This is a genomic window from Phaeovulum sp. W22_SRMD_FR3, assembly GCF_052113705.1.
Lineage (GTDB): Bacteria > Pseudomonadota > Alphaproteobacteria > Rhodobacterales > Rhodobacteraceae > JBGQOG01.
The window spans coordinates 93,017-116,820 of record NZ_JBGQOG010000004.1; the positions used below are offsets into that span (position 1 = coordinate 93,017).

The window sequence follows — 23,804 nt, forward strand, 5'->3', positions numbered from 1 at the left end:
TTTCGCGCCCCTCATGGCTAACCCCGGGGGCGCAACTTACGGAGACGGTGTGATGGCGGATCTCGACGCGCTCAAGACGAAATATCTCGACGGTATCGCGGCGGCCTCGGATGAGGCGGCGCTGGAGGAGCTGCGGCTGGCCGCTTTGGGCAAGAAGGGCGAAATCAGCCTGATGATGCGCGAACTGGGCAAGATGACGCCCGAGGAACGTACCAGCACCGGCGCCGCGCTGAACCGGCTGAAGGATGACATCGACACCGCGCTTCGTGCCGCGAAAACCGCGATGGCCGATGCGGCGCTGAACGCCCGTCTCGCGACCGAGTGGCTGGATGTGACGCTGCCGGGCCGCCCGCTGCGCCAGGGCAGCATCCACCCGGTCAGCCAGGTGATGGAAGAGGTCACCGCGATCTTTGCCGATATGGGCTTTGCCGTGGCCGAAGGCCCGCAGGTGGAAAGCGACTGGTTCAACTTTGACGCGCTGAACATCCCGCCGGAGCACCCCGCGCGGCAGGAACATGACACGTTCTTCATGAACCGCGCGGAAGGCGACGACCGCCCGCCGCATGTTTTGCGCACCCATACCTCGCCGGTGCAGATCCGTTCGATGACCGAGCAGGGCGCGCCGATCCGCGTGATCGCGCCGGGCCGCGTCTACCGCATGGATATGGACCAGACGCATACGCCGATGTTCCACCAGATCGAGGGCCTCGCCATTGGCAAGGACATCTCGATGGCCAATCTGAAATGGGTGCTGGAGGAATTCTTCACCGCCTTCTTCGGCATCAAGGTGAAAACCCGCTTCCGCGCCAGCCATTTCCCCTTCACCGAGCCCTCGGCCGAGGTTGATATCCAGTGTTCCTGGATCGACGGCCAGCTGCGTATCGGCGAGGGCGACGGCTGGATGGAAGTGCTGGGCTCGGGCATGGTGCACCCGAAAGTGCTGAAAGCAGCCGGGGTGGATCCCGAGGAATATCAGGGCTTTGCCTTTGGCATGGGCATCGACCGTCTGGCCATGCTGAAATACGGCATCCCCGACCTGCGCGCCTTCTTTGAGAGCGACCTGCGCTGGCTGCGCCATTACGGCTTTGCCGCCTTGGACATGCCGACGGTGCATGGGGGGCTGAATAAGTGAGCTTAGCTGTCGAAAGCGCCGCACTCGGCCCCTGCGGGTGGCCTTATGTGTGCGTTTCCGAGCACCAGCAGGTCACGATTTTGGGCCTCGATCCGCTGCGGGACATTCCGGGCGATGCGCCACATTGCGGGGACGTAGCACTTGCCGGTATCGAAAGGCCGGTTCCCGTCTTTCTGGTCAGCGCAGGTTCCCAAATGATCCGCATCGCGGTTATTGAAATCTCGAATGGCGTTTATGTCGTGGCTTGCAATGATGCAGCCATCGAGCGCTTGGAAAACACTCCGGGAATGGAGAATAGATTATGAAATTCACTCTCTCTTGGCTGAAAGACCACCTCGAGACCGAGGCGAGCCTTGACGATATTCTCTATGCCCTGACCGATCTGGGTCTTGAGGTGGAGGAGGTCTTTGACCCCGCCTCGAAGCTGGCGCCGTTCACCATCGCCAAGGTGCTGCACGCGGAAAAGCACCCCGATGCGGATAAGCTGCGGGTCTGTAAAGTGCTCACCGATGAGGGCGAAAAGCAGATTGTCTGCGGCGCGCCGAACGCGCGTGAGGGGATCACCGTGGTCCTGTGCAAACCCGGCGATTACGTCCCGGGGATTGATGTCACTTTGGGCATCGGCAAGATCCGCGGCGTCGAAAGCCACGGCATGATGGCTTCGGAGCGCGAGCTGGAGCTGTCGGACGAGCATAACGGCATCATCGAACTGCCCTCGGGTGAGGTCGGGCAGAAGTTTGTCGACTGGTTGGCCGAGAACCGTCCCGGCACCGTCGATCCGATGATCTACATCAAGATCACCCCGAACCGCCCCGATGCGCTCGGCGTGCGCGGCATTGCCCGCGACCTCGCGGCGCGGGGTCTGGGCGTGCTGAAACCGCTGGAGGTGGAGGCGGTGCCGGGGGGCTATGCCTCGCCGATCACCGTCAGCATCGCGCCGGAGCTGAAGGACAAGGGCTGCCCCTATTTCGCTGGGCGGCTGATCCGCGGTGTCACCAACGGGCCGAGCCCGGACTGGCTGCAGGCGCGGCTGAAGGCCATTGGCCTGCGTCCGATCTCGACCCTGGTCGATATCACCAACTATTTCACCTATGACCTGAACCGTCCGCTGCATGTCTTTGACGCGGCCAAGGTGCAGGGCAATCTGCTGGTGCGTCCGGCGGTTGCGGGCGAAAGCCTGCTGGCGCTCGACGGCAAAACCTATGCGCTGCAAGCGGGGCAGATGGTGATTGCCGATGATGCGGGGCCGGAAAGCCTGGCCGGGATCATGGGCGGCGAGCTGTCAGGCTGCACGCCGGAAACCGTGGATGTCTTTGTGGAATCCGCCTTCTGGGACCCGATCACCATTGCCGCCACGGGCCGCGCGCTGAAGATCAACTCCGATGCCCGCTACCGCTTTGAGCGCGGCGTTGATCCGCAGTTCACGCTGCCGGGGCTGGAACTGGCGACGCAGATGATCCTTGATTTGTGCGGCGGTGAAGCCTCCGCGGTTGTGACCGACGGCGCCGTGCCGGACACCACTCGCGCCTATCGTCTGAACCCCGCGCGGGTGATCTCACTCGTCGGGATGGACATCCCCGAGGCCACGCAACGCGCCACGCTGGAGGCCCTTGGCTTCACACTGGCGGGGGACATGGCGACGCCGCCGAGTTGGCGACCGGATGTGCTGGGCGAGGCTGATCTGGTGGAAGAGGTGGCGCGCATCGCCTCGCTGACCCAGCTGGAAGGGCGGCCTCTGGCGCGGCCCGAAACCGGTGTGCCCGCCCCGATCCTGACGCCGATGCAGATGCGCGAAAAGACCGCGCGCCGGACGCTGGCGGCGCTCGGTTACAACGAATGCGTCACCTACAGCTTCATCGACAGCAGGTCGGCGGCGATGTTCGGCGGCGGCGAAGATGCCACCCGCATCGACAACCCGATCAGCAGCGAGATGACGCATCTGCGCCCCGATCTGCTGCCGGGCCTGCTGCAGGCGGCCGCCCGCAATCAGGCGCGCGGCTTTGCCGATCTGGCGCTCTTCGAGGTCGGCCCCGCCTTCCACGGCGGCGAGCCGGGCGAGCAGCATCTGCAGGCGGCGGGCCTTCTCGTGGGCGCCAATGCGCCGCGCGATGCCTTTGGCAGCCGCCGTCCGGTGGACATCTACGACGCCAAGGCCGATGCCGAGGCGGTGCTGGCCGCCATCGGTGCCCCCGCCAAGGTGCAGATGAACCGCAAGGTGCCGGGCTGGTTCCATCCGGGCCGGACCGGGGTGATGGCTTTGGGGCCGAAAACCCTCTGCGTCTTTGGTGAAGTGCATCCGAAAGTGCTGGCCGAGATGGGCGTGAAAGGCCCGGCGGTGGCCTTCACCCTCCTGCCGGAAAACGTGCCCTTCCCGAAGGCGAAATCGGCGACCCGCCCGGCGCTGGGTCTCTCGGATCTGCAGGCGGTCGAGCGTGATTTTGCCTTTGTCGTCGACAAAACGGTCGAGGCGCTGACGCTGGTCAATGCCGCCGCCGGGGCCGACAAGGCGCTGATCGAGACGGTGCGGGTCTTTGACCAGTTCACCGGCGAGAAGGCCGAGGCGCAGATGGGGGCTGGCAAAAAGTCCATCGCCCTCACCGTGCGTCTGCAGCCGCGCGACAAGACGCTGACCGAGGCGGATATTGCCGCGGTCTCGGCCAAGGTCGTGGAAAAGGTCACCAAGGCCTCGGGCGGCACCCTGCGCAGCTGATACCGGCCGGAGGGGGGCGCCACCGCTCCCCTTTGCCTGATCTGAAATATCCCCGCCGGAGGCTCCTGTGTCTGCCACAGGAGCCTCCGGCGGGGATATTTTTACCGAAGCAAGCCTCAGTCGCGCGCCGGAATTTTCAGGCCGCGCTGCACTGCCGGACGCGCCAGAAAGCGCGCGAGATAGGCGGGGACGTTTTTCAACGCATCAAAGCCCACGATCTCGCCCGCGCCGTAAAAGCCGGTGAGCGTGTTCAGCCAGGGACCAATGGCGATATCGGCGATGGAATAGTCCCCCGCGAGCCAGTCTTTGCCTTCCAGCGCGCCGTCGAGAACCTTGAGCAGGCGGGCGGCTTCGGCGCGGTAGCGCTCTTTCGGGCGCGGATCCTCGATCTCCTTGCCCGCGAAATGGTGGAAAAAGCCGAGCTGCCCGAACATCGGGCCGAGGCCGCCCATCTGGAACATCACCCATTGCAGGATTTCATAGCGCTGCGCGGCGGGCATCAGCTTGCCTGATTTTTCTGCCAGATAGACAAGGATGGCGCCGGATTCAAACAGGGGCAGCGGTGCGCCGTCCGGCCCGTTCGGGTCGATGATCGCCGGGATCTTGTTGTTGGGATTGAGCGAGAGAAACTCCGGGCTCGTCTGGTCGTTGGTCGCAAAGTTGACCAGATGCGGCTCATAGGCGAGGCCCATTTCTTCCAGCGCGATCGAGATTTTCACCCCGTTCGGCGTGGGCAGCGAATAGAGCTGGATCACCGAAGGGTCTTTGGCGGGCCAGCGGCGGGTGATCGGGAAATCGGAAAGGTCTTGCATGGCAGTCCTCCTGTAAGGGGGCCAGCAAAGCCGAAACCCGGCGCATTGAAAAGGCTCCCCTTTGTGCGCCAGCGTGGTAAAGATTGTGCGATCCCGTCAGGGACAATTGTAGTGTGGGGACAGCAATGCTGAAAGAATTCAGAAACTTCATTGCCAAGGGCAATGTCATGGATATGGCCGTCGGTATCATCATCGGTGCGGCCTTCACCGCCATCGTCACCTCGATGGTGGCCGATCTGATCAACCCGATCATCGGCGTCATCACCGGCGGCGTCGATTTTTCGAACCTCTTCGTCAACCTGGGCGATGGCGTCTACACCAGCCTGACCGAGGCGCGCGATGCCGGGGCGCCGGTTTTTGCCTATGGGTCGTTCCTGACGGCGGTGATCAATTTCCTGATCGTCGCCTTTGTCGTCTTCATGATGGTGAAGGGTGTGAACCGCGTCAAAGAGGCTGCGGTCCGCAAGGAAAAGGTCGAAGAGGCCGCCGCTGCGCCCAAAGGCCCGACGCAGGAAGAACTGCTGATCCAGATCCGCGACGCGCTTTTGGCGCAAAAGGGCTGACGGGCCCCAGAGGTGAACAGAAAGGCCCGCCGTTCTGGCGGGCCTTTTGCGTTACTGTTTGAGGGCGAGCTGCGGCGAGAGCACGTCGATCTCCAGCGCCCGGCCAACGGCGAAATTGGTCAGATGGCCCGCGTGGATGTTCAGCCCGTTCAGGAGATGCTCATCCGCCGCGCAGGCCTCTTTCCAGCCCTTGTCGGCCAGCGCCAGCAGGAAGGGCAGGGTGGCATTGCCAAGCGCCTGGGTCGAGGTGCGCGCCACGGCCCCCGGCATGTTCGCGACGCAGTAATGCAGGATGCCATCGACCTCATAGATCGGGTCCTGATGGGTGGTGGCGTGGCTCGTCTCGAAACACCCGCCCTGATCGATGGCCACATCGACGATGGCCGCGCCGGGCTTCATCGTGCCGAGCATGGCGCGGCTGACCAGTTTCGGCGCGGCCGCCCCCGGGATCAGCACCGCGCCGATCACCAGATCCGCCGTCGCCACCAGCTCGGCGGTGGTCGCAGCACTGGCGTAGAGCGCTTTGAAATCGCGGTTAAACACATCATCCAGATAGCGCAGGCGGGGCAGGGAGCGGTCGAGCACGGTGACATCCGCCCCCATGCCCGCCGCCACCCGCGCCGCATGAGTGCCGACCACGCCGCCGCCGATCACCAGCACCCGGCCCGGCGCCACGCCCGGCACGCCGCCCAACAGCACGCCGCGCCCGCCATTGGCCTTTTGCAGCGTCCAGGCGCCGACTTGTGGGGCCAGTTTGCCCGCCACCTCGGACATCGGCGCCAGCAGCGGCAGGCCGCCGTTGCGGTCGGTCACCGTCTCATAGGCGATGCAGGTGGCACCTGAGGCCAAGAGGTCCCGTGTCTGTTCCGGATCGGGCGCCAGATGCAGATAGGTGAACAAAAGCTGCCCCGGCCGCAGCATCGCGCGCTCGGCCTTTTGCGGCTCTTTCACCTTCACGATCATCTCGGCTTCGGCAAAGACCGCCGCCGCATCCGGCAGAATGCGCGCCCCTGCGGCGATGTAATCGGCGTCGGTAAAGCCGGAGCCGAGACCGGCACCGGCCTCGATCAGCACCTCATGCCCATGCGCGACGGCCTCATGCGCGGCCTGCGGCATGAGGCCTACGCGGAATTCCTGCGGTTTGATCTCCCGCGGGCAACCAATTTTCATGTCAGATCCTCCCAAATCCTCTATGACGCCATCCTGCGCCTGCCGGGGCGCAAATGTTTTGAAAAATCCTTGGCCTCAGGTGGTTTTACGCGTTAAATCTTCGCGGAATGCTTGAATTCATCGAAGGAAGTTGCACGGATATGACCCTCGACGCCACCGACCGCCGGATCCTCACGGTGTTGCAAAAGCAGGGGCGCATCTCGAATGCGGATTTGTCCGAACGGGTGAACCTCTCGGCTTCGGCCTGTCACCGGCGGGTGCAGCGGCTGGAGGAAGAGGGCTATATCCGCGATTATGTGGCCCTTCTCGACGCGCGCAAGCTGGGGCGGCCCACGACGGTTTTCGTGGAGATCACCCTCTCGGCGCAGGCGGATGAGGTGCTGGACGCCTTCGAGCGCGAGGTGAAGAAGATCCCCGATGTGCTGGAATGCCACCTGATGGCGGGTTCGGCGGATTATCTGTTGAAAGTCGTGGCCGAGGATACCGAGGATTTCGCCCGCATCCACCGCGCCTATCTGGCGCGACTGCCCGGGGTGGCGCAGATGCAGAGCAGTTTTTCGCTGCGCAATGTGGTCACCACCACCGCGCTGCCGGTCTGAGTCGCTTCCGGTGTGATCACTCGCGCCAGAAGCGGGGCATGAAGACGACGAGGATGGCCAGCAGGCCCAGGCGGCCGAGCAGCATGGCCAGCGTCATGATCCAGGTCGCCTGATCCGAGAAATCCACCATCGTGCCGGTGCGTGCCACCATCGGGCCAAAGCCAAAGCCGATATTGCCCATCGAGGTCCAGATCGCGAAAACCGCCGATTGCATGTCGACCCCGGTCATCGAGATCAGCACGGTCAGCACGCCGAGGATCAGGATATAGCCGGTGAAATACATCATCATCGGGTTCAGCACGTCCTCATCCAGCGGCTTGCCGTCCAGGCGCGGCTGCACCATCCGGTGCGGTGAATGCAGGCGTTGAATGGCGCTGCGGATGGCCGAAATCAGCGCCAGGCAGCGAAAGACCGAGAGCGCGCCGGAGGACGAGCCGGTGCAGCCGCCGATCATCCCGAGGCAAAAGGCCAGCGTCACCGGAAAGGCGCCCCAGGCCCCGACATTGGCCGAGCCAAAGCCGGTCCCGGTCATGATCGAGGCGAGGTTGAACAGGGTTTCGCGCAGGGTTTGCTCAAAATCTGTGGCGCCATGCGTCATCCGCCACAGCACGATCGCCACCACCGCATAGACGAACCAGCGCAGCAGGGCGCGGACCTGCGGATCGCGCCAGAGCGGCATGGTCTGGCCGCGGGCCAATTGGACAAAACGGATAAAGGGCATGCCGCCGATCAGCATGAAGAAGGTCCCGGCATATTCGGCGGTGCCGGAATAGGCGCCAAAGCTTGAATCATGGGTGCCAAAGCCGCCGGTCGCCAGCGTCGCCATCGCGTGGATGCTGGCGTCAAACACCGGCATGCCGCAGCCGATGTAGGAGAGCGCACACAGAAGCGTCAGCCCGGCATAAGCGGCGAGCAGCGCACGCGAAATGTCACGGGCGCGCGGCAGGATCTTGCCGAGTGTGTCGAACCCTTCGGTGCGAAAGAACTGCATGCCGCCGACGCGCATCACCGGCAGAAAGATCATGGCCACAAAGGCGATGCCAAGGCCGCCCATCCAATTCAGCATGCCCCGCCACAAGAGCACGCCACGCGGCAGGTTTTCCAGCCCGGTCAGGATGGTGGAGCCGGTGGTGGTGATGCCGGAGACGGCTTCGAAATAGGCATCGGTAAAGTTGATGTCCGGCGCGCCCAGCAAGAACGGCAGGGCGCCAAACAGCGGGATCAGCACCCAGATCAGCGCGGTCAGCAGATAGGCCTGCCGCGCGCTCAGGCCCTGTGGGCTGGCGGGCCGGGTGGCAAGCGAGACGAGCACCCCGACAAAGCCGGTGATCAGCGCCGCGTCCAGAAAGCCATGCACATTGTCGTCGCCATCCCAGTAATCGATGCCGGCGGGCAGCAGCATGGTGATCGACAGCACGGCCAGAATGATGCCGAGGATGTGAAAGATCGGCGCGAACCTAAGCATGTGCCGCGTCTCGCTGACGGGCCCGATGGGGCGGGGTGACCGGGCCGCGCACGCTCATGCCCTGAGCCGGGGCAGGGGCTGGGCAGGGCATTTGCCGTCGGGGGGCCTGCGCGGCGGGTTCCGGTGCAAGCCGCGGTGGCTGACACGCGTCCCCGGGAAACTCTGGCTGTCTGGCAGCTTCAGGCAGCGCCGTGGCGCCGGGCACGACCTGCGGCCGCTGAAGGGCCCGGCAAGGGGGCCGCATATTGGCGCGCGGTGTCAAAACGCGGTGCGCCCCGTCGGTGTGGCGGGCGCCGTGTCAGGGCAGCTGTGCGGTGAAAAGGGTGCTGGACGCAAACCAGATGCCTTGGATCTGTGGTGACGCGGGAGGAGGGCAGCGACAGTGCGCCAATCTTACGGGGTGGCGCAGGGCGATGCAAGGATCGCGCGGGTCCGGCGGCATGCGGGGCGTCGGTCACCAAAAAACCCCCGATGGCACGCCACGGGGGTTGATCGGTGCGGGCGAACCCGCCAGCTTTCCAGTCGCCTCAGAGAGCGCCTTCGCGCTGAGCTTTCTTCCGTGCCAATTTACGGGCACGGCGAACGGCTTCAGCTTTCTCGCGCGCTTTCTTGACGGACGGCTTCTCGAAATGTTGCTTAAGCTTCATTTCACGAAACACACCCTCGCGCTGAAGTTTTTTCTTCAGAGCCCGAAGCGCCTGTTCGACGTTGTTGTCGCGAACGCTGACCTGCATGTGGTTGTCACCACCTTCCTAAGTTTGAGTTGCGTCAGATTGCAGGAAGTGGCCCTATAGCAGGGGGCCGGAGTTTTGTCTACGGTTTGTCGGGGCTGGAATAAGGGGAAAATGATGCGAAATGCTGGTCTGGATATGGCCGAAGAGCGGGCCAGGCTGCTTGCCGCCATCATGCCGCATGTGCCCTTTGACGGCTGGTCGGAACCGGCGTTTCGGGCGGCGGTGGCGGATCTTGCGCTCGACCCCGATCTGGCGCGGGTGATCTGCCCGCGGGGCGCGGTGGATCTGGCGGTGGAATACCACCGGGCGGGCGACCGTGCGATGGTCGAGGCCCTGGCCACGCATGATCTGGCGGCCTTGAAATACAGCGCGCGCGTGGCCTTGGCGGTGCGGTTGCGGCTCGAGCTGGCGGACCGCGAGCTGGTGCGGCGCGGCGCGGCAGTCTTTGCGTTGCCCGGCAATCTGGCCACCGGCTCTGCGCTGATCTGGGGCACGGCCGAGGCGATCTGGACCGCGCTGGGCGACAGCAGCCGCGATCTGAACTGGTACACCAAACGGATGACGCTCTCGGCGGTCTATTCGGCCACCGTGCTCTATTGGATGGGCGATGAGAGCGAGGGGAGCGCCGACAGCTGGGCCTTTCTCGACGACCGGATCGGCAATGTGATGCAGTTTGAAAAGTTGAAGGGGAATGTGTTGAAGAATCGCTTCGTCAAAGGATTGATGGAAAAGGTGCAGGCCCCCGCGCCGCGCGCCACGCCGGGCCAGGAGGCGCGCCGATGACGCAAGAGACGCAGTCGTTCTCCGCCGATCTGCCCGAGATGATGCGGGCCGTGGAAATCACCGGACCCGGCGGGCCGGAGGTGCTGCGGCTGGGCGCGCGCGCGGTGCCGGTGCCCGGCGCGGGAGAGATCCTGATCGAGGTGCATTATGCAGGCGTCAACCGTCCCGATGCCTTGCAGCGGGCCGGGCGTTATGCGCCGCCGCCGGGGGCCTCGGATCTGCCGGGTCTGGAATGCGCGGGCTATGTCGCGGCGCTCGGGGCCGGGGTGCATGGCTGGCAGCTGGGCGATCTGGTTTGCGCGCTGCTGCCGGGGGGCGGCTATGCGGAATATGCCCGCGCTCCTGCGGCGCATTGCCTGCCGGTTCCGGCGGGGCTCGATCTGAAATCCGCCGCCTGTTTGCCGGAAACCGCCTTTACCACCTGGTCGAACATGGTGATGCGGGGCCGCTTGCAGGCGGGCGAGCGGTTCCTGGTGCATGGCGGTTCCTCGGGCATCGGCACCATGGCCATTCAGTTGGCGCGCGCCGTGGGTGCGCGGGTTTGGGCCACGGCGGGTTCGGAAGAGAAATGCGCAGCCTGTGCGGAGCTGGGCGCCACGGCGATCAATTACCGCAGCGGCGATTTCGGCGCGGTGATGGCGGCAGAGGGCGGCGCGGATCTTATCCTCGACATGGTGGGGGGCAGCTATATCAGCCGCAACCTGCGGGCCTTGGCCGATGAGGGACGGCTGGTCTCGATTGCCTTTTTGCAAGGCGCCAAGGCCGAGGTGAATTTTGCGCAGATCATGATGCGGCGGCTGACCGTCACCGGCAGCACCTTGCGGCCGCAAAGCGATCTGGCCAAGGCGCGGATTGCCGCCGAGCTGTTGACGCATGTCTGGCCGCTGGTGGAGGCGGGCAAGATCCGCCCGGTGATGGACAGCGAATTTCCACTCGCCGAAGCGGCGGCGGCACATGCCCGGATGGAGGGCGGGCATCACATTGGCAAGATCGTGTTGAAACTGCGCTGAGGTCCCAACCCCGGGGCCCGCGCGTCCAAAGGGGAGAGAGCGATGAGCGACCACCATGCGGGCCATTTTACCGTGCTGTCCGGCTATCCGCCGGATGTGCTGGCGATCCGCGCCGAAGGCCATCTGACGGGCGAGGATTACCGGACGGTTCTGGTGCCCCGGATCGAGAAAATGATCGCCGCCGAGGGGCGGGTGAAGCTGCTTTATGAGCTCGGGCCGGGGTTCGAGGGGCTTTCGGCGGGCGCGGTCTGGGAGGATGCGCGGCTGGGCATCTGGCATCTGGCCGATTTCGCCCGCATCGCGGTGGTCACCGATATCGGCTGGATACGCGCCGGGCTGAAGCTGTTTGTGCCGCTGATCCCCTGCCCGGTGCAGGTTTTCGCGCTGGAGGACCGCACCGAAGCCGCCGAATGGATCTCGGCGGCCATCGTCGACGAAGCCTGAGATCCGATTGCTGAGCGTGCGCGATGAGGCCGCGGCGGAGGTGGTGCGGTCAGCGCACCGCTTCCATCAGCGCATCGGGAAGCTGGCAATCGCGCGCACTGTCAGAAGAGCAGGCCCGCGGCTCCAGATCTTTGGTCATGCAGATCCGCGCCTCCTGGATCATTCCCTGATCGCAGGTGATGGTGATCATTTCCGGCCGCAATCCGGGGTTTGAATCGATGAAAGCCTCTTGCACCACCCGCGCGGGCAGTTTCACGTCGCGGTTCAGGCGGCGGAACACCTCGGGGATGGTGATGCTGTCATAGGCCATGCGGGCCGTCGCAAAATAGGCGCGGGCCGAGAGGCCGCTGCAGCGTCCGTGCTTTTTCCATTCATACCAGGCCAGCCCCGCCGAACCGGTGATATCGGCCATGGCGGCGGATTCTGCCCGGGTCGGATCCCGCTCGGCCGTGCGGCAATAGCTGGGCCAGCCCCGCTCATATTGCGGCCACAGCCCGTGTAAGGTGAAGGAATGGTCATGGCGCGCATCGCATTGCGCGTCGCGTCGCGCATCGCCCGTCAAGCTGCACCAGGTTGAGGACCAGCCGAGCGAGAGCACGTAATAGTCGAAGTCGCCCGCCTTCTCGCCATCGGCCGCCGCGGTTAGCGGCAGCAGCAGGGACAGGATCAACGGCAGCAGGGTCTTGCGCATTTTCTCTTTCCTCGGCGGGTTTTCAGGTGTAAGGAACGTCCAATTCCCCCTCCCTGAAGACTGGAATGGCGGCTCTGGCCGCAGCCGTTTTCCCGGCACGGGAGAGATTTGTAAAGGAGTGATCCGATGACCAAGCCTCTGATGGCCAAAGCGACCGCGGTCTGGCTGGTGGATAACACCACGCTGACCTTCAAGCAGATCGCCGATTTCTGCGGGATGCACGAGCTGGAAGTGCAGGGCATTGCTGATGGCGACGTGGCGACCGGCGTGAAAGGTTTCGACCCCGTTGCCTCCAGCCAACTCGATCCGAAAGAGATCGAGAAGGGCGAGAAAGACCTGAGCTACAAGCTCAAGCTGAAATTCAACGCGGCGTCGGTCGGCGAAGAAAAGCGCCGTGGCCCGCGCTATACCCCGCTGTCCAAACGTCAGGACCGTCCGGCGGCCATTCTGTGGCTGGTGAAATTCCACCCCGAGCTGGCCGATGCGCAAGTGGCCCGCCTCGTGGGCACCACCAAGCCGACCATCGCCTCGATCCGCGAGCGGACGCATTGGAACATCGCCAATATCGCACCGATCGACCCGGTGGCGCTGGGCCTCTGCCGTCAGTCGGAACTCGACAGCGAAGTGCAAAAGGCCGCCAAGCGCAAAGCCGCTGAAGGCGGGCTGATGACCGATGACGAGCGTCGCAAGCTGGTCTCGACCGAGCAGTCGCTGGGCATGAGCGATGAGCCGCGGATGCCCTCGTCGATCGCCGGTCTGGAAGGCTTCAAACTCGGCGGTGGCCATGAGCGCGAAGAAGACGAGCACAAAAGCCCGCGCGACTTCTCGAATGCAGACAGCTTCTTCAATCTGCCCGATGCGGATGATGAAGACGAAGACGAGGATGACGACGCCTGAGAGAGGCCCGTCAGCGACATATAGGGCCCGGAGCATCTGCTCCGGGCCTTTTTCGTGCCGGGGGGGGCAGCGCGGCGCGCCCCACGCTGCGGTGAATGGCAGGGGCGCGCCCATCCGCCGCGGTGCAGCTGTCGTGGGGATGGTGCTGCCCCGGCCGGTTCCCGCTCTGGATTGGATGTATGAGGGGGTGCTGCCGGTGCTCTGCCATGCCGCCGCCGGAATTGCCCTTTCAGTGTCGCCGGATCCGGGGGCTCAGCCAAACAGGCTTTGCCAGCAGGGCATCACGTCACCGGGTTCTGGCCGCGCGTGATACACCCCGCGGGCGATGGCGCGGGCCAGCACAGAGGCGGCGGCATGGCCGAGGCGAAACGGGTCCAGCGCGGGATCGGTGAGCGGCTTTTGTCCGGTGGCCACGGCAAAGACCAGATCACCATCATAGGGCGTGTGGCTGGGCAACAGCGCGCGCGCCATGCCGTCATGCGCCGCCACCGCCATTCTTTGCGCTTCGGCCTGGGTCAGGCGGGCGTCGGTGGCGACAATGGCAATCGTCGTGGCCTCGCCGCGCCGTTTCACCGGCAGGGGCTCTGCCCCGGGGTCCCAAAGCCCGGCGCTGAACGCACCCTCGAGGCCCATCCCGCCAAACTCTGCCCCTTGCTCATGCGGGGCCGCCCAGAACTGCCGCCCTGCTCCGACGGTGGCGGACCCCAGCGCATTCACCGCCACCAGCGCGCCGACGGTCAGCCCGCTGTCCAGCACGGCGGAGGCAGACCCCAGCCCGCCCTTCAGATTGCCCGTCATCGCGCCATAGCCAGCCCCCTGCGAGCCAAGCGTGAAGTCCCGCGTGGCGGCCTCAAGTGCCGCGCGGCCCAAGGGGGCGTAGGGGTTCTGGTCCCAGTCCTTGTCGCCGCCGTTCAAAAGATCGAACAGGATCGCGCCGGGCACGATCGGCACCCGCATATCGCCCACCGCAAAGCCGCGCCCGCGCGCCCGTAGCCCGTCCATCACGCCCGAGGCCGCATCAAGGCCAAAGGCCGAGCCGCCCGAGAGCACCAGCGCATCCACCTCCTGCACCAGCTTGTCGGGGGCGAGCAGATCGGTCTCGCGCGTGCCGGGCGCGCCGCCCATCACATGCACCGCAGCGGTGAACGGGCGATCCGCGGTCAGCACGCTCACGCCCGAGCGCAGCCGGGGGGCGCTGGCATTGCCGACGATCAATCCCTCGATGTCGGTGATCAGATTGCGGGGTCCGGGCTGCATGGCGCTCTCCTGCGGGGGTATTTCGGGGCGAGTATCATCGCTGGGAGTGCCGCTGCCAAGCCGTCGCTGGAAGAGCGCAGTGCGAGAGGCTTGCCGCCTTTGGCGCAGCAAAAGGCCCCCCGCAGCGATGCGGAGGGCCTGAAGCGTTTGCGGAGAAGGGAGGCTTAGTTGGTGGCTTTGCCGACCGGACCGATCGACCAGAACAGCGTCTCGCCCGAGCTGTCATCGACGCCATCATTGTCGGTGACCACATAGCCGGTGCCGGTGGCGTCAATCGCGAAACCTTCAACCTTGTCGACGACATAGCCGTTGGTGGCGCGCAGCTCCGGCAAGAGGTCGCGGAACGCGGTCTTGCTCACCAGCGGCAGCGCCTCGCCGAGTTTCGCCGGTTTCAGCTGATCCATCGAGACGGTGAAGATCTTTTTCACCACCGCCGCATCGCCGATCAGATTGTCACGCTCAACGACATAGGCCTGCCCGTCGTGGAAGGTGATTTCCGACAGACCCATCCAGCCTGCGCCCTTCGGCTCGAGCGGATAGGCGACCGCACCCCATTCCTGGGTTTCGGTGTTGTAGGAGACCAGTTTGACCTGACCTTCCGCATCATCGGCCCATTCGCGCTGCACGGCCATCCACAGCGTGTCGCCGTCGCGGGCCACACCTTCAAAGCCAAAGCGGGTTTCACTGGCCAGCAGTTCCTTCGGCAGTGCCACCTCTTCCTTGATCTCGCCCTTGGCGTTCACATGATAGAGCGCATGCGGCACCAGTTTCGCGCTGTTGCCCTCGGAGGCGATCCAGAAACCGCCTTTGCCGTCCAGCGTGATGCCTTCCATGTCCAGCTTTTGCGCGGCCATGCCATCGCGCGTCACCGGCAGTGCGGCGGTGATCCGGGCCGGGGTCTGGGTGGCGTCGATGGTGTAGATCGTCGGCATGGTCGAATAGAAGCTGTCGTTCACCCCATAGAGGATGCCCGGCTGTTCCGCATCGGCCACGAGGCCCGACATCGCGCCCCAGCCGATCAGCTTTTCCGACCCGGCAGAGGTCAGCATCGGATAGGCAGCGGGTTTGTCTTCCTGCGCATAGAGCATGACATGGGCGCGAGCGCCGCCATCGGCCCCCAGATCCACTTCATTTGCCGTGGCCAGCAGGCCGCGCGCCGGAATCGCCACCATGCCTTCGGGGCTGATGCCCGAGGGCAGGAGTTGTTTCAGCACCGGATTGGCCAGATCGGTGATGTCATAGGCCCCGATGATCGAGCCGCGCTCGGAGGCGACGAACAGGGTCGGCACGCCGTTATAGGTGGCGACTTCGACCGATTCGAGTTCGGTGCCCTTGGATTTCGAGCGTTTCTCCGGGTAGTGGCCGGCGGCGATGATCGCGTGCTCAAGGCTCGGGCCGGATTCGTAGACGACAGTGCCGTCTTTGTTGAAGATGGTGAAGCTGCGCGAGCCGCCTTCATAGTCACCTTCGTTGGCCACCACGAAATGATCGGTGTCGATCCATTTCACGCCGTCGGGCTCGCGTTTCACGGCCTCTTTGGTGCCGGTGAAAGTCAGGCGGCCGTCGGATTTGGTGTCGATATCCGCCAGATCGACGGTGCCCGCCGAGAAATGGTTCAGGATTTTGCCATCGGCGCCGACCACGACGATGTGGTTGTTTTCCTGCAGGGTCAGAACGATCTCGCCCGCGGCATTGATGTCGACGAATTCCGGCTCGGGATCTTCGCCGCCGATCTCGGCCAGACCGGTGACCTCGATCTTTTGCAGGGCGGCGCAATCGGCCATGCCATCCTTCATCGGCAGTTTCACCAGATAGCCCGCGGGCATCTGCGGCAGCGCACCATCGTTCAGCTCTTCGTCGCGCTCATTCTCGATGGCGATGGCGAGGAAGCTGTGGTCGGGGGCGGCGGCCACTGAATCCGGCTGACCGCCGAGTTCGCATTCCGCCACGATCTTGCGGGTGGCGAGGTCAACGGCGACCAGCTTGCCCGAGGTGTTCACGTAATCGGCCGAGGTGTTGACGGCGGCAAAGGCATGGCCGTCGATGATCTTGGCGGTGGTCGGCTCGCCGCCCATCTCGACATTGCCCAAAGGCTTCGGCGCGGCCGGGTCGGTGATGTCCACCAGACCGATGACGCCCAGCGGGCTGTCGGTGTAGACCAGCGTCATGCCATCTTCCGAGGCCGAGATGATCTCGGCCGAGGAGGCGCGCATGAGGTCTTCGCCCGGGGCCATGTTCAGCGGCGTGGCAAACGAAGCGATGCGGTTGAAGTTCTGGTCCGCCAGCGCGGGCAGCGCGGTGGCAAGGGCGAGCACGGAGGTCAGCGGGATGAGCCGGAGTGACATGGGGCGTCCTATATGTCTGCGTTCGGCGCGACACTTGGACGTGGTTTGTATCAGGGCGGTGACATCACGGCGACGTGAATGCGAAACTTGCCCGCCCCGGGCCGCTCCAAGCCCGCGCGGGGGGCCGCCGCGGTGCCACAGCGGGCAGGCGCTGGCATCAGCGATCTGCCCCGGGCCGGAAGGGGATGCGGCGCGGGTTTTTCCTGAGGAATTGGTCCGGCGTGGCGCTGTTGGGCATGTGCGCGCATAATTCGTGCTTTTTCGATCATCATATGGGAACCTGCTGCGGGCGAGGGGGTTGACCCTCGGGTCGCCGCTGCCCCCTATGGCGGAGACAGATTCATCGAGGGAACCCGTGGTGCTCGCCAAACATTTTTCTGCTCTTTTGCTACCGATCGTCCTGATGCTGTCCGCCTGCGCCGAGGTGCCGCAAGAGACGAAACCCGCCGTGAACGAGCCGCCGGAATACCGGGCGCTGCAGGATGGCGACACGCTGATCCCTGCGGTCAATCCGGCCTATCTGAATGAACGCAACATGCGCAAATGGGTGGAGTATGATGGGCCCGAGCCGGTGGGCAGCATCGTTGTCGATCCCTATGCGCGCGTGCTCTATCACGTGTACAAGCCGGGTCTGGCGATGCGTTTCGGCATTGCCGTCGGGCGGCAGGGCAAAGGGTTCTCGGGCAATGGGGTGATCCGCCGCAAGGAAGAATATCCCGCCTGGACGCCGACGAAGAACATGATCCGCACCGAGCCGGAAATTTATGCGGCCCTGTCAGGCGGCCTGCCGGGCGGTCTGGACAATCCGCTGGGCGCGCGGGCGCTGTATCTCTACCGCAATGGCAAGGACACGATGTACCGGATCCACGGCACCATGGATCCGTCGTCGATTGGCAAGGCCACCTCGGCGGGCTGTATCCGGTTGTTCAACCAGGACATTGTCGACATGTTCGACGAAGTGCCGCTGGGCACCACCGTCAAGGTCCGCAGCCAGGCCGAGAGCCTGATGATGGAAGGGCCGATGATCGAACTGCCGAGCGGCTATCTGATCCCCGAGACCCAGGCGACGCCGGAACAATTGGCGGCGGCCGGGATCGAAGGCGGCATCGCCAAGGAGTACAATCCCGCCATGCCGCTGATGTCGACGGCGGCGAACTGAGCCGTCAGGGAGCGTTTTCCCGATGTTCACGACAATGCGCGCCGGTTCTGGCGCGCATTTTTGTTTCGGGCCTGTGCGGTGACCTGCGCAAATCGTGCAAATGGCGGCGGGGCCCGTCTGGTGCGGTTCGCTCACAGCCGGATCACATAATCCTTGCGGGTGGTCTCCAGAACCTCCCAGCTGCCCTGAAAGCCGGGGCGGATCACAAAGCTGTCGCCCGCTGACACTTCGGTGCGGCTGCCATCCGCGCCGTGGATCACCGAGCGGCCTGACAGAATCCGGCAATACTCCCATTCATCATAGGAAATCGTCCAATGGCCGGGGGTGGATTCCCAGATGCCGCAATAGAGCCCGTCGCGCTCTTCCAGATTCCACGTCCGGTGCAACGGTGCTCCGTCGATGATTTTTTGGGGTTCGGGCCGGGTTTCCTCCACCGGCCCCTGGCCCAATGCGGTGGCGGGGGTGAGCATTTCAATCAGCATGGCATGGTCCTTTGGCAGGTGATGGTGCGGGGTCAGTGGGACATTTTATTGCGCGCCCGGCAAGCCCCCGATGCAGCGGCGGGGCTTGGGTAAGGTGATGAAATCACATTTTATTTTCCTGCGCATACAAGATTGGATGCGCGCAGGAGGCCGCGCCGCCGCCGCGCTGCGGCATGAATATGCTTTCCTGACCGCGGCAGGTCCGGTATCACGAAGCCGGGTTTTGACCGAGGAGGGTCGATCATGAGTGTGAGCCAAACGCAACGGGTGATGACGCCTGTGGAAGTGTTGGGGCGCAAGGGCGGCGAACCGCTGGTTTGCCTGACCGCCTATACGACGCCGATGGCCCGGCTGATGGACGGCGTGGTCGACATCGTGCTGGTGGGCGACAGCGTTGGCATGGTGCTGCATGGCCTGCCCTCGACCCTCGGTGTGACGCTTGAGATGATGATCATGCATGGCCGGGCGGTGGCGCGCGGGCTGAGCCGCTCGCTTCTGGTGATTGACATGCCGTTTGGCAGCTATGAGGAAAGCCCGGCGCAGGCGTTTCGCAATGCCGCACGGCTGATTTCCGAGACGGGCGCCGCGGCGGTCAAGCTGGAGGGCGGCGTGCATATGGCCGAGACCATCGCCTTCCTCGTGGCGCGCGGCATTCCGGTGATGGGCCATGTCGGCCTGACGCCGCAGGCGGTGAACACGCTCGGCGGCTACAAGGTGCAGGGGCGCGGCAGCGACGGCGCGCGGATTCAGGCGGATGCCGAGGCAACCGCCGCCGCCGGTGCCTTCTCGGTGGTGCTGGAGAAGGTTCCGGCGAGTCTTGCGGACAAGATCAGCGAAACCATCGCCATCCCGACCATCGGCATCGGTGCCTCGGTCGGCTGTGACGGTCAGGTTCTGGTGGTGGATGACATGCTGGGGCTGTTCGGGGATTTCCTGCCGAAATTCGTCAAACGCTATGCCGAACTCGGGCAGACCGCGCGCGAGGCCATCGCGGATTATGCCGCCGAGGTGCGCGGGCGGGCGTTTCCGGCCGCCGCGCATCAGTTTGCCGACAGCGAAAAGGCCGCGAAATGAAGATCTGGCACGATGTGGCCAGCCTGCGCGCCGATGTGGCGGGCTGGAAACGGCAGGGCTTGAGCGTGGGGGTGGTGCCCACGATGGGCGCGCTGCACGAGGGGCATCTGAGCCTCGTTGAGGCGGCGCGGGCGGCCTCGGATCGGGTGATCGTGACGATTTTCGTGAACCCCAAACAGTTCAACAACCCCGATGATCTGGCCAATTACCCCCGCACCGAAGAGCGCGATGCGGCATTGCTCGCCCCTTACGGTGTCGACGGCATTTTTGCGCCCGCGCCCGCCGAGGTCTATCCGGCGGATTTCGCCACGACGGTCTCGGTCTCGGGCCTGAGCGAGACCCTGGAGGGCACGTTCCGCCCGGGCCATTTCGACGGCATGGCGACGGTGGTGACCAAGCTTTTCGGGATGACCCAGGCCGACCGTGCGTTTTTTGGCGAAAAGGACTGGCAGCAGTTGCAGGTCGTGCGGCGGCTGGTGGCGGATCTGAACATTGCGGTCGAGATCGTTGGCTGCCCGACCGTGCGCGATGCGGACGGGCTGGCGATGTCCTCGCGCAACATGCGGCTGACGGCTGCCGAGCGGGCGCTGGCGCCCGTGCTCAATACCGCGATGCGCGAGGCCGCTGTGGCACTGCGGGCGGGCGCGCCGGTGGCCGACACGCTGGCGGCGGCAGAGGCACGTTTGGCCGCGGCGGGCTTTGGCCGCGTTGAATATCTCGAGCTGCGGGGGGCTGCCGATCTTGCGCCGCAAGGGGCAGTGCAGGATCCGGCCCGGCTTTTGGCCGCCGTCTGGCTGGGCGCGGTACGGCTGATCGACAATATCGCCGTATAGCGCCGACTGCCGGACCGGCCCCGGGGTGCTTTGCTGGCCGCCGGGCGCCGCCGGTCTGCTGCGGCGCAAGTATTTTCAGCGCCCTGTCTGGCAATCGGGCGCAGGATCGCCCACCTTTGAGAGAGCCATCCTGCGGCGGCTTCTGCTGCCTTTGCGACAGGGGTCGTGCCGTTCGGCTGGGTGATGTGCGCGAGAAACCGGGGGGTTGCGGATGTTTGCACTGTTGCGGGCGATTGCGGTGGCACTGGTCGTCCTGACCATCCTGCGCTGGCTTCTGGCGCTCTATGCGCGCTCAATCCGGCGGGAGAAGCTGGAGAAAGCCTGGGCACAGCGGGTGGCCGAGGAAGGCGCCCCGGATGAGCCCGAGGCGCGGGAGGGCTTTATCGAGCAGGGTATGGACGTTTACGAACACAGCCTGCGGCGCAAGCTTTTGTGGCTGGTCTATATCATTCCGCTGGGGATCGTTGCGCTGACGGTCTATCTGGTCAACTACCAATAGGAGTAAGCGCATGTGGACCTATGTGAAATGGACGCTGCGGATCGTGCCGCTGATCGTGGTGGCCCTGTTTCTGCATTACACGCTGCCGCAGCATGACATCGTGCGCATCAGCAGCACCTCGAACCGGCTGACCGAGATTGGCGCGAACCGTATTTTCTATGCCTCCGAGGATGCTGGTGCGACCAGCACCGCCAGCACGCGCGACATCCGCTTCATTGATGCCGTGCGCCCGAATGGCAAGGTGATCGTCTATCGTAATGAGGATACCGGCTGGATCTGGCCGCCCTATTTCAAATATGACAGCTCGAACCTGCAGGCCGAGGCGACCAATTTCGTCTCGAACAAGACCGCGCCGGAATGGGTGTCGATCACCCATTACGGCTGGCGGGTGCCGTTCCTCTCGATCTATCCCAACGCGGTGGCGATCAAGCCGGTGGAGGGGCCGGACGCCAGCATCGTGCCTTGGGTCAATATCATCCTTCTGACCGCGCTCTTGATCCTTGTGCTGACGATTCGCCGGATGTGGCGGCGTTTCCGCCAGCGGTCGATTGATCCGATGCTGGAAGATGTCGGTGACGCCTGGGAGGGGATCGAGGATCGCGCCGATGCCGCCGGGGGCCGCGCGCGCGGGTTCTGGAGGCGGCTGTTCGGCCGCGCCTAGGCCGACATTTTCACCACGGATACCGACAGGGGCGCCATTGGCGCCCCTTTTTCACAGCCGGGCGAACCAGGGATCAATGCGCCAATAGGCCAGGAGATCGCGCGCCTTGCCGCAGGGCATGCCCAAAGTCTGCATGGCATAGATGTCGACGCCCAACAGCCCCGCAAGACGGTAGCCCTGCGCCGCGCCGTCGCGGGCCGGGCTGCCATCGGCAAAATTCTGTTCAATGGCGCTGGCGGCCGAGACCAGAGTGAAGACGATTTCCAGAGGCGCAATGTCCGGCCAGCCGTGCACGATGCCGCGCACGACGTCCCGCCAGCCATCATCGCCATTCAGCAATTGCTCAATGGCGAAATTGACCCGGTCGTCGAAACCAAGGTTATCCTTCATGCTCTGGCGTTCCAAATCTTCACACGCTGCCGCGGTTCTCGCGCCCATCAACGCCCCCGCATTCATCTTAAGGGATTTAGGCTGATCTGGCGGAAAAAACTTCGCAGATGCAGCGAAAACCGGTGAACAGTTTGTTTCCAAAATCACCGCAACGGGCAGGCGGTCCGCGCGTGGTTCCGGCGCTGCGCCGGAGACGTGTCAGCGGCCCGCCGGGTGTCATAAAAGGTTCACTTGCCTGTGCGATATTTATTCAGTAATTCGTGAATTATGGAACAATCAGACGCTGCCGATCTTTTCGCCCTGCTCGGGCATCCGGGCCGCCTTGGCCTCTTTCGCCTCCTGATGCGGCGGGCGCCGCAAGGCGTGCGGCCGGGGGAAATGGCCCGGGTGCTGGATCTCGGGGGCAGCACGCTCTCGGCCTATCTGGCTGCGCTGGAGGCCGGCGGTTTGATCCAGGCCGAGCGGCAAGGGCGCGCGATCTATTACCGCGCGGTGACCGGGCGGGCAGGGGCGCTGATCGGGTTTTTGCACGAGGATTGCTGCCGGGGCAGGCCAGATCTCTGCCCGCTGCCGCTTGCCCCAAGAGAGGATGCCATGCCGAATGTGATTTTCATCTGCACCGGAAATTCGGGCCGCTCGATCATCGCCGAAACTCTGGTCAATGCGCTCGGCAAAGGGCGTTTCCGCGCCTATTCGGCGGGTACGCATCCGGCCAAGGCACCGCATCCGCAGGCGCTCGATCTGTTGGCGCGCAATGGCCATGACATCCGCAACCTGCACTCGAAACCGCTGAGCCTGTTTCAGCAGCCTGATGCGCCACGGATGGATTTTGTCTTCACCCTCTGCGATGCGGCGGCGAATGAGGAATGCGCTCCCTGGCCGGGGGGACCGATTTCGGCGCATTGGGGGCTGCCCGATCCCAGCCTCGCCACCGGCACCGAGGCCGAGCGGGCGCTGGCCTATGCCGAATGCTACCGCGCCCTGCGGCGGCGGATTGAGGCCTTTGTGGCGCTGCCGCTGGAAACCCTCGACCGGATGGCGTTGCAGCGCCATGTCGATGACATCACGGAGGCCTGAATGGCACGGATTGCGATCAACGGCTTGGGCCGTATGGGAAAACTATGCCTGCGGGCGCTGGTGGATGCGGGGCTGGGCGATCAGATCCTGCTCTTGAACGATCTGGCGGGCGATCCGGCGCAGCATGCGTTGCTTTTGGAGTTTGACTCGGTGCATGGCCGCTGGCCGCGCGAGATTGCGCATGATGCGGAGGGGCTGACCATCGCGGGCCACAAGATGGCGCTGACCGCCGCGCGGCGGATCGAGGATCTGCCGCTGGCCGCGCTGGGCATTGATCTGGTGATCGACTGCACCGGGCATTTCAAAACGGCAGCGAAGGTCGCGCCTTATTATGCGGCGGGGGTGAAAAAGCTGGTGGTCTCGGCCCCGGTCAAGGATGGCGGCGCGCTGAACATCGTCTATGGGGTGAACCATGACGCCTATGATCCGGCGGTGCATCATCTTGTGACGGCGGCCAGCTGCACCACAAACTGCCTCGCGCCAGTGGTGAAGGTGATCCACGAGGCGGTGGGAATCCGGCATGGCAGCATCACCACCATCCATGATGTGACCAACACCCAGACCATCGTCGATGCCCCGGCCAAGGACATGCGCCGCGCGCGCTCGGCGCTGATGAACCTGATCCCGACCACCACCGGCTCGGCCACGGCCATCACGCTGATCTACCCCGAGCTGGCGGGGAGGCTGAACGGCCATGCGGTGCGGGTGCCGCTGCTGAATGCCTCGCTCACCGATTGCGTGTTCGAGCTGGAGCGGCCGGTGACGGTGGATGAGGTGAACGCCCTCTACCGCGCCGCCGCCGAGGGGCCGTTGCGGGGCATTCTCGGTTATGAAGAGCGGCCCTTGGTCTCGTGCGACTATGTCAACGATCCGCGCTCGGCGATTGTCGATGCGGGGTCCACCATGGTCGTCGCGGGAACGCAGCTGAAGCTCTACGTCTGGTATGACAATGAGTGGGGCTATGCCAACCGTCTGGCCGATGTGGCGCGGATGGTGGGGGCGGGGCTGTGACCAGCG

Annotated in this window: 25 protein-coding genes; 16 read left to right on the forward strand and 9 right to left on the reverse strand. The window is 64.6% G+C overall.

What is annotated here, in order from left to right:
• Positions 1-52 precede the first annotated feature (52 nt).
• Genes pheS through pheT form a run of 3 tightly spaced genes read left to right on the forward strand, consistent with a single transcriptional unit; the run spans position 53 to position 3,842 of the window.
• Entirely contained in the window at positions 53-1,132 is a 1,080-nt protein-coding gene (pheS, locus tag ACEN2S_RS06715) for a phenylalanine--tRNA ligase subunit alpha (RefSeq protein WP_441864054.1), read from the forward strand.
• On the forward strand, positions 1,129-1,437 hold the full coding sequence (locus ACEN2S_RS06720; RefSeq protein ID WP_441864056.1) for a hypothetical protein: 309 nt from the start codon (positions 1,129-1,131) through the stop codon (positions 1,435-1,437). The genes pheS and ACEN2S_RS06720 overlap by 4 nt, the downstream gene beginning before the upstream one ends.
• Positions 1,434-3,842: a phenylalanine--tRNA ligase subunit beta gene (pheT, locus tag ACEN2S_RS06725; protein ID WP_441864059.1), complete on the forward strand. Its 2,409-nt coding sequence runs from the start codon at positions 1,434-1,436 to the stop codon at positions 3,840-3,842. Before ACEN2S_RS06720 ends, pheT begins: the two co-directional genes overlap by 4 nt.
• A 116-nt stretch (positions 3,843-3,958) precedes the next feature.
• Here pheT and ACEN2S_RS06730 read toward each other — a convergent pair whose 3' ends face one another.
• Positions 3,959-4,654 (reverse strand): glutathione S-transferase family protein, encoded by a 696-nt coding sequence (locus ACEN2S_RS06730; RefSeq protein ID WP_441864062.1) that lies wholly within the window; start codon positions 4,652-4,654, stop codon positions 3,959-3,961.
• Between the two features lie 125 nt (positions 4,655-4,779).
• Here ACEN2S_RS06730 and mscL point away from each other — a divergent pair, with 125 nt between their 5' ends.
• Positions 4,780-5,217: a large conductance mechanosensitive channel protein MscL gene (gene mscL, locus ACEN2S_RS06735; protein ID WP_441864064.1), complete on the forward strand. Its 438-nt coding sequence runs from the start codon at positions 4,780-4,782 to the stop codon at positions 5,215-5,217.
• 51 nt (positions 5,218-5,268) lie between these two features.
• On the opposite strand, the gene ald is transcribed toward mscL, so the two are convergent.
• Positions 5,269-6,387, reverse strand: a complete 1,119-nt coding sequence (ald, locus tag ACEN2S_RS06740) for an alanine dehydrogenase (protein ID WP_441864067.1) — start codon at positions 6,385-6,387, stop codon at positions 5,269-5,271.
• Positions 6,388-6,527: 140 nt separating this feature from the next.
• On the opposite strand from ald, the gene ACEN2S_RS06745 reads away from it, so the two are divergent.
• Positions 6,528-6,986: an Lrp/AsnC family transcriptional regulator gene (locus tag ACEN2S_RS06745; protein WP_441864070.1), complete on the forward strand. Its 459-nt coding sequence runs from the start codon at positions 6,528-6,530 to the stop codon at positions 6,984-6,986.
• 16 nt (positions 6,987-7,002) lie between these two features.
• Here ACEN2S_RS06745 and ACEN2S_RS06750 read toward each other — a convergent pair whose 3' ends face one another.
• Together ACEN2S_RS06750 and rpsU are read right to left on the reverse strand one after the other, a co-directional pair.
• Positions 7,003-8,451 (reverse strand): TrkH family potassium uptake protein, encoded by a 1,449-nt coding sequence (locus tag ACEN2S_RS06750; protein ID WP_441864073.1) that lies wholly within the window; start codon positions 8,449-8,451, stop codon positions 7,003-7,005.
• A 527-nt stretch (positions 8,452-8,978) separates the two neighbouring features.
• Positions 8,979-9,185 carry a 30S ribosomal protein S21 gene (gene rpsU, locus ACEN2S_RS06755; protein ID WP_011748553.1) on the reverse strand — a complete coding sequence of 69 codons (207 nt, stop codon included), beginning with the start codon at positions 9,183-9,185 and terminating at the stop codon, positions 8,979-8,981.
• 114 nt (positions 9,186-9,299) lie between these two features.
• On the opposite strand from rpsU, the gene ACEN2S_RS06760 reads away from it, so the two are divergent.
• The 3 genes from ACEN2S_RS06760 to ACEN2S_RS06770 are packed head-to-tail and all read left to right on the forward strand — an operon-like array spanning position 9,300 to position 11,422.
• Complete coding sequence (locus tag ACEN2S_RS06760; protein ID WP_441864077.1) at positions 9,300-9,968, forward strand: COQ9 family protein; 669 nt, start codon at positions 9,300-9,302, stop codon at positions 9,966-9,968.
• A complete protein-coding gene (locus ACEN2S_RS06765; RefSeq protein WP_441864080.1) occupies positions 9,965-10,978 on the forward strand; it encodes an NAD(P)H-quinone oxidoreductase in 1,014 nt (337 codons plus the stop codon). Before ACEN2S_RS06760 ends, ACEN2S_RS06765 begins: the two co-directional genes overlap by 4 nt.
• A gap of 42 nt (positions 10,979-11,020) precedes the next feature.
• Positions 11,021-11,422 carry an STAS/SEC14 domain-containing protein gene (locus ACEN2S_RS06770; RefSeq protein ID WP_441864083.1) on the forward strand — a complete coding sequence of 134 codons (402 nt, stop codon included), beginning with the start codon at positions 11,021-11,023 and terminating at the stop codon, positions 11,420-11,422.
• 49 nt (positions 11,423-11,471) lie between these two features.
• On the opposite strand, the gene ACEN2S_RS06775 is transcribed toward ACEN2S_RS06770, so the two are convergent.
• A complete protein-coding gene (locus tag ACEN2S_RS06775; RefSeq protein ID WP_441864086.1) occupies positions 11,472-12,113 on the reverse strand; it encodes a ribonuclease T2 family protein in 642 nt (213 codons plus the stop codon).
• Between the two features lie 126 nt (positions 12,114-12,239).
• Here ACEN2S_RS06775 and ACEN2S_RS06780 point away from each other — a divergent pair, with 126 nt between their 5' ends.
• Positions 12,240-13,010: a DUF1013 domain-containing protein gene (locus ACEN2S_RS06780; protein WP_441864089.1), complete on the forward strand. Its 771-nt coding sequence runs from the start codon at positions 12,240-12,242 to the stop codon at positions 13,008-13,010.
• Positions 13,011-13,262: 252 nt separating this feature from the next.
• On the opposite strand, the gene ACEN2S_RS06785 is transcribed toward ACEN2S_RS06780, so the two are convergent.
• A complete protein-coding gene (locus ACEN2S_RS06785) occupies positions 13,263-14,267 on the reverse strand; it encodes a P1 family peptidase (RefSeq protein WP_441864092.1) in 1,005 nt (334 codons plus the stop codon).
• A 164-nt stretch (positions 14,268-14,431) separates the two neighbouring features.
• Positions 14,432-16,612, reverse strand: coding sequence for an esterase-like activity of phytase family protein (locus tag ACEN2S_RS06790; RefSeq protein ID WP_441864095.1), 2,181 nt, complete (start codon positions 16,610-16,612; stop codon positions 14,432-14,434).
• A gap of 403 nt (positions 16,613-17,015) precedes the next feature.
• On the opposite strand from ACEN2S_RS06790, the gene ACEN2S_RS06795 reads away from it, so the two are divergent.
• Positions 17,016-17,771: a L,D-transpeptidase gene (locus tag ACEN2S_RS06795; protein WP_441864098.1), complete on the forward strand. Its 756-nt coding sequence runs from the start codon at positions 17,016-17,018 to the stop codon at positions 17,769-17,771.
• Positions 17,772-17,902: 131 nt separating this feature from the next.
• Here the strand turns inward: ACEN2S_RS06795 and ACEN2S_RS06800 are convergent, their stop codons facing one another.
• A complete protein-coding gene (locus ACEN2S_RS06800) occupies positions 17,903-18,253 on the reverse strand; it encodes a cupin domain-containing protein (protein WP_441864101.1) in 351 nt (116 codons plus the stop codon).
• A 243-nt stretch (positions 18,254-18,496) separates the two neighbouring features.
• Here ACEN2S_RS06800 and panB point away from each other — a divergent pair, with 243 nt between their 5' ends.
• The 4 genes from panB (at position 18,497) to ACEN2S_RS06820 (ending at position 21,320) form a co-directional block, all read left to right on the forward strand.
• Complete coding sequence (panB, locus tag ACEN2S_RS06805) at positions 18,497-19,327, forward strand: 3-methyl-2-oxobutanoate hydroxymethyltransferase (RefSeq protein WP_441864104.1); 831 nt, start codon at positions 18,497-18,499, stop codon at positions 19,325-19,327.
• Complete coding sequence (panC, locus tag ACEN2S_RS06810) at positions 19,324-20,160, forward strand: pantoate--beta-alanine ligase (protein WP_441864107.1); 837 nt, start codon at positions 19,324-19,326, stop codon at positions 20,158-20,160. The genes panB and panC overlap by 4 nt, the downstream gene beginning before the upstream one ends.
• Before the next feature lie 211 nt (positions 20,161-20,371).
• Positions 20,372-20,659, forward strand: a complete 288-nt coding sequence (locus ACEN2S_RS06815; protein WP_441864110.1) for a hypothetical protein — start codon at positions 20,372-20,374, stop codon at positions 20,657-20,659.
• A gap of 10 nt (positions 20,660-20,669) precedes the next feature.
• On the forward strand, positions 20,670-21,320 hold the full coding sequence (locus ACEN2S_RS06820) for a DUF1523 family protein (protein ID WP_441864112.1): 651 nt from the start codon (positions 20,670-20,672) through the stop codon (positions 21,318-21,320).
• Positions 21,321-21,371: 51 nt separating this feature from the next.
• Here the strand turns inward: ACEN2S_RS06820 and ACEN2S_RS06825 are convergent, their stop codons facing one another.
• Positions 21,372-21,710 (reverse strand): hypothetical protein, encoded by a 339-nt coding sequence (locus ACEN2S_RS06825; protein WP_441864115.1) that lies wholly within the window; start codon positions 21,708-21,710, stop codon positions 21,372-21,374.
• Positions 21,711-21,977: 267 nt separating this feature from the next.
• Here ACEN2S_RS06825 and ACEN2S_RS06830 point away from each other — a divergent pair, with 267 nt between their 5' ends.
• Together ACEN2S_RS06830 and ACEN2S_RS06835 are read left to right on the forward strand one after the other, a co-directional pair.
• Positions 21,978-22,787 carry an arsenate reductase/protein-tyrosine-phosphatase family protein gene (locus tag ACEN2S_RS06830; protein WP_441864117.1) on the forward strand — a complete coding sequence of 270 codons (810 nt, stop codon included), beginning with the start codon at positions 21,978-21,980 and terminating at the stop codon, positions 22,785-22,787.
• Complete coding sequence (locus ACEN2S_RS06835) at positions 22,788-23,798, forward strand: ArsJ-associated glyceraldehyde-3-phosphate dehydrogenase (protein WP_441864119.1); 1,011 nt, start codon at positions 22,788-22,790, stop codon at positions 23,796-23,798.
• Positions 23,799-23,804: the final 6 nt, after the last annotated feature.

Excerpts from the sequence above, each read along its gene's own strand:
- pheS (WP_441864054.1), top strand. The coding sequence starts at position 53 with ATGGCGGATCTCGACGCGCTCAAGACGAAATATCTCGACGGTATCGCG.
- pheT (WP_441864059.1), top strand. The coding sequence starts at position 1,434 with ATGAAATTCACTCTCTCTTGGCTGAAAGACCACCTCGAGACCGAGGCG.
- ACEN2S_RS06730 (WP_441864062.1), bottom strand. The coding sequence starts at position 4,654 with ATGCAAGACCTTTCCGATTTCCCGATCACCCGCCGCTGGCCCGCCAAA.
- mscL (WP_441864064.1), top strand. The coding sequence starts at position 4,780 with ATGCTGAAAGAATTCAGAAACTTCATTGCCAAGGGCAATGTCATGGAT.
- ald (WP_441864067.1), bottom strand. The coding sequence starts at position 6,387 with ATGAAAATTGGTTGCCCGCGGGAGATCAAACCGCAGGAATTCCGCGTA.
- ACEN2S_RS06745 (WP_441864070.1), top strand. The coding sequence starts at position 6,528 with ATGACCCTCGACGCCACCGACCGCCGGATCCTCACGGTGTTGCAAAAG.
- ACEN2S_RS06750 (WP_441864073.1), bottom strand. The coding sequence starts at position 8,451 with ATGCTTAGGTTCGCGCCGATCTTTCACATCCTCGGCATCATTCTGGCC.
- rpsU (WP_011748553.1), bottom strand. The coding sequence starts at position 9,185 with ATGCAGGTCAGCGTTCGCGACAACAACGTCGAACAGGCGCTTCGGGCT.
- ACEN2S_RS06760 (WP_441864077.1), top strand. The coding sequence starts at position 9,300 with ATGCGAAATGCTGGTCTGGATATGGCCGAAGAGCGGGCCAGGCTGCTT.
- ACEN2S_RS06765 (WP_441864080.1), top strand. The coding sequence starts at position 9,965 with ATGACGCAAGAGACGCAGTCGTTCTCCGCCGATCTGCCCGAGATGATG.
- ACEN2S_RS06770 (WP_441864083.1), top strand. The coding sequence starts at position 11,021 with ATGAGCGACCACCATGCGGGCCATTTTACCGTGCTGTCCGGCTATCCG.
- ACEN2S_RS06775 (WP_441864086.1), bottom strand. The coding sequence starts at position 12,113 with ATGCGCAAGACCCTGCTGCCGTTGATCCTGTCCCTGCTGCTGCCGCTA.
- ACEN2S_RS06780 (WP_441864089.1), top strand. The coding sequence starts at position 12,240 with ATGACCAAGCCTCTGATGGCCAAAGCGACCGCGGTCTGGCTGGTGGAT.
- ACEN2S_RS06785 (WP_441864092.1), bottom strand. The coding sequence starts at position 14,267 with ATGCAGCCCGGACCCCGCAATCTGATCACCGACATCGAGGGATTGATC.
- ACEN2S_RS06790 (WP_441864095.1), bottom strand. The coding sequence starts at position 16,612 with ATGTCACTCCGGCTCATCCCGCTGACCTCCGTGCTCGCCCTTGCCACC.
- ACEN2S_RS06795 (WP_441864098.1), top strand. The coding sequence starts at position 17,016 with ATGCTGTCCGCCTGCGCCGAGGTGCCGCAAGAGACGAAACCCGCCGTG.
- ACEN2S_RS06800 (WP_441864101.1), bottom strand. The coding sequence starts at position 18,253 with ATGCTGATTGAAATGCTCACCCCCGCCACCGCATTGGGCCAGGGGCCG.
- panB (WP_441864104.1), top strand. The coding sequence starts at position 18,497 with ATGAGTGTGAGCCAAACGCAACGGGTGATGACGCCTGTGGAAGTGTTG.
- panC (WP_441864107.1), top strand. The coding sequence starts at position 19,324 with ATGAAGATCTGGCACGATGTGGCCAGCCTGCGCGCCGATGTGGCGGGC.
- ACEN2S_RS06815 (WP_441864110.1), top strand. The coding sequence starts at position 20,372 with ATGTTTGCACTGTTGCGGGCGATTGCGGTGGCACTGGTCGTCCTGACC.
- ACEN2S_RS06820 (WP_441864112.1), top strand. The coding sequence starts at position 20,670 with ATGTGGACCTATGTGAAATGGACGCTGCGGATCGTGCCGCTGATCGTG.
- ACEN2S_RS06825 (WP_441864115.1), bottom strand. The coding sequence starts at position 21,710 with ATGAAGGATAACCTTGGTTTCGACGACCGGGTCAATTTCGCCATTGAG.
- ACEN2S_RS06830 (WP_441864117.1), top strand. The coding sequence starts at position 21,978 with ATGGAACAATCAGACGCTGCCGATCTTTTCGCCCTGCTCGGGCATCCG.
- ACEN2S_RS06835 (WP_441864119.1), top strand. The coding sequence starts at position 22,788 with ATGGCACGGATTGCGATCAACGGCTTGGGCCGTATGGGAAAACTATGC.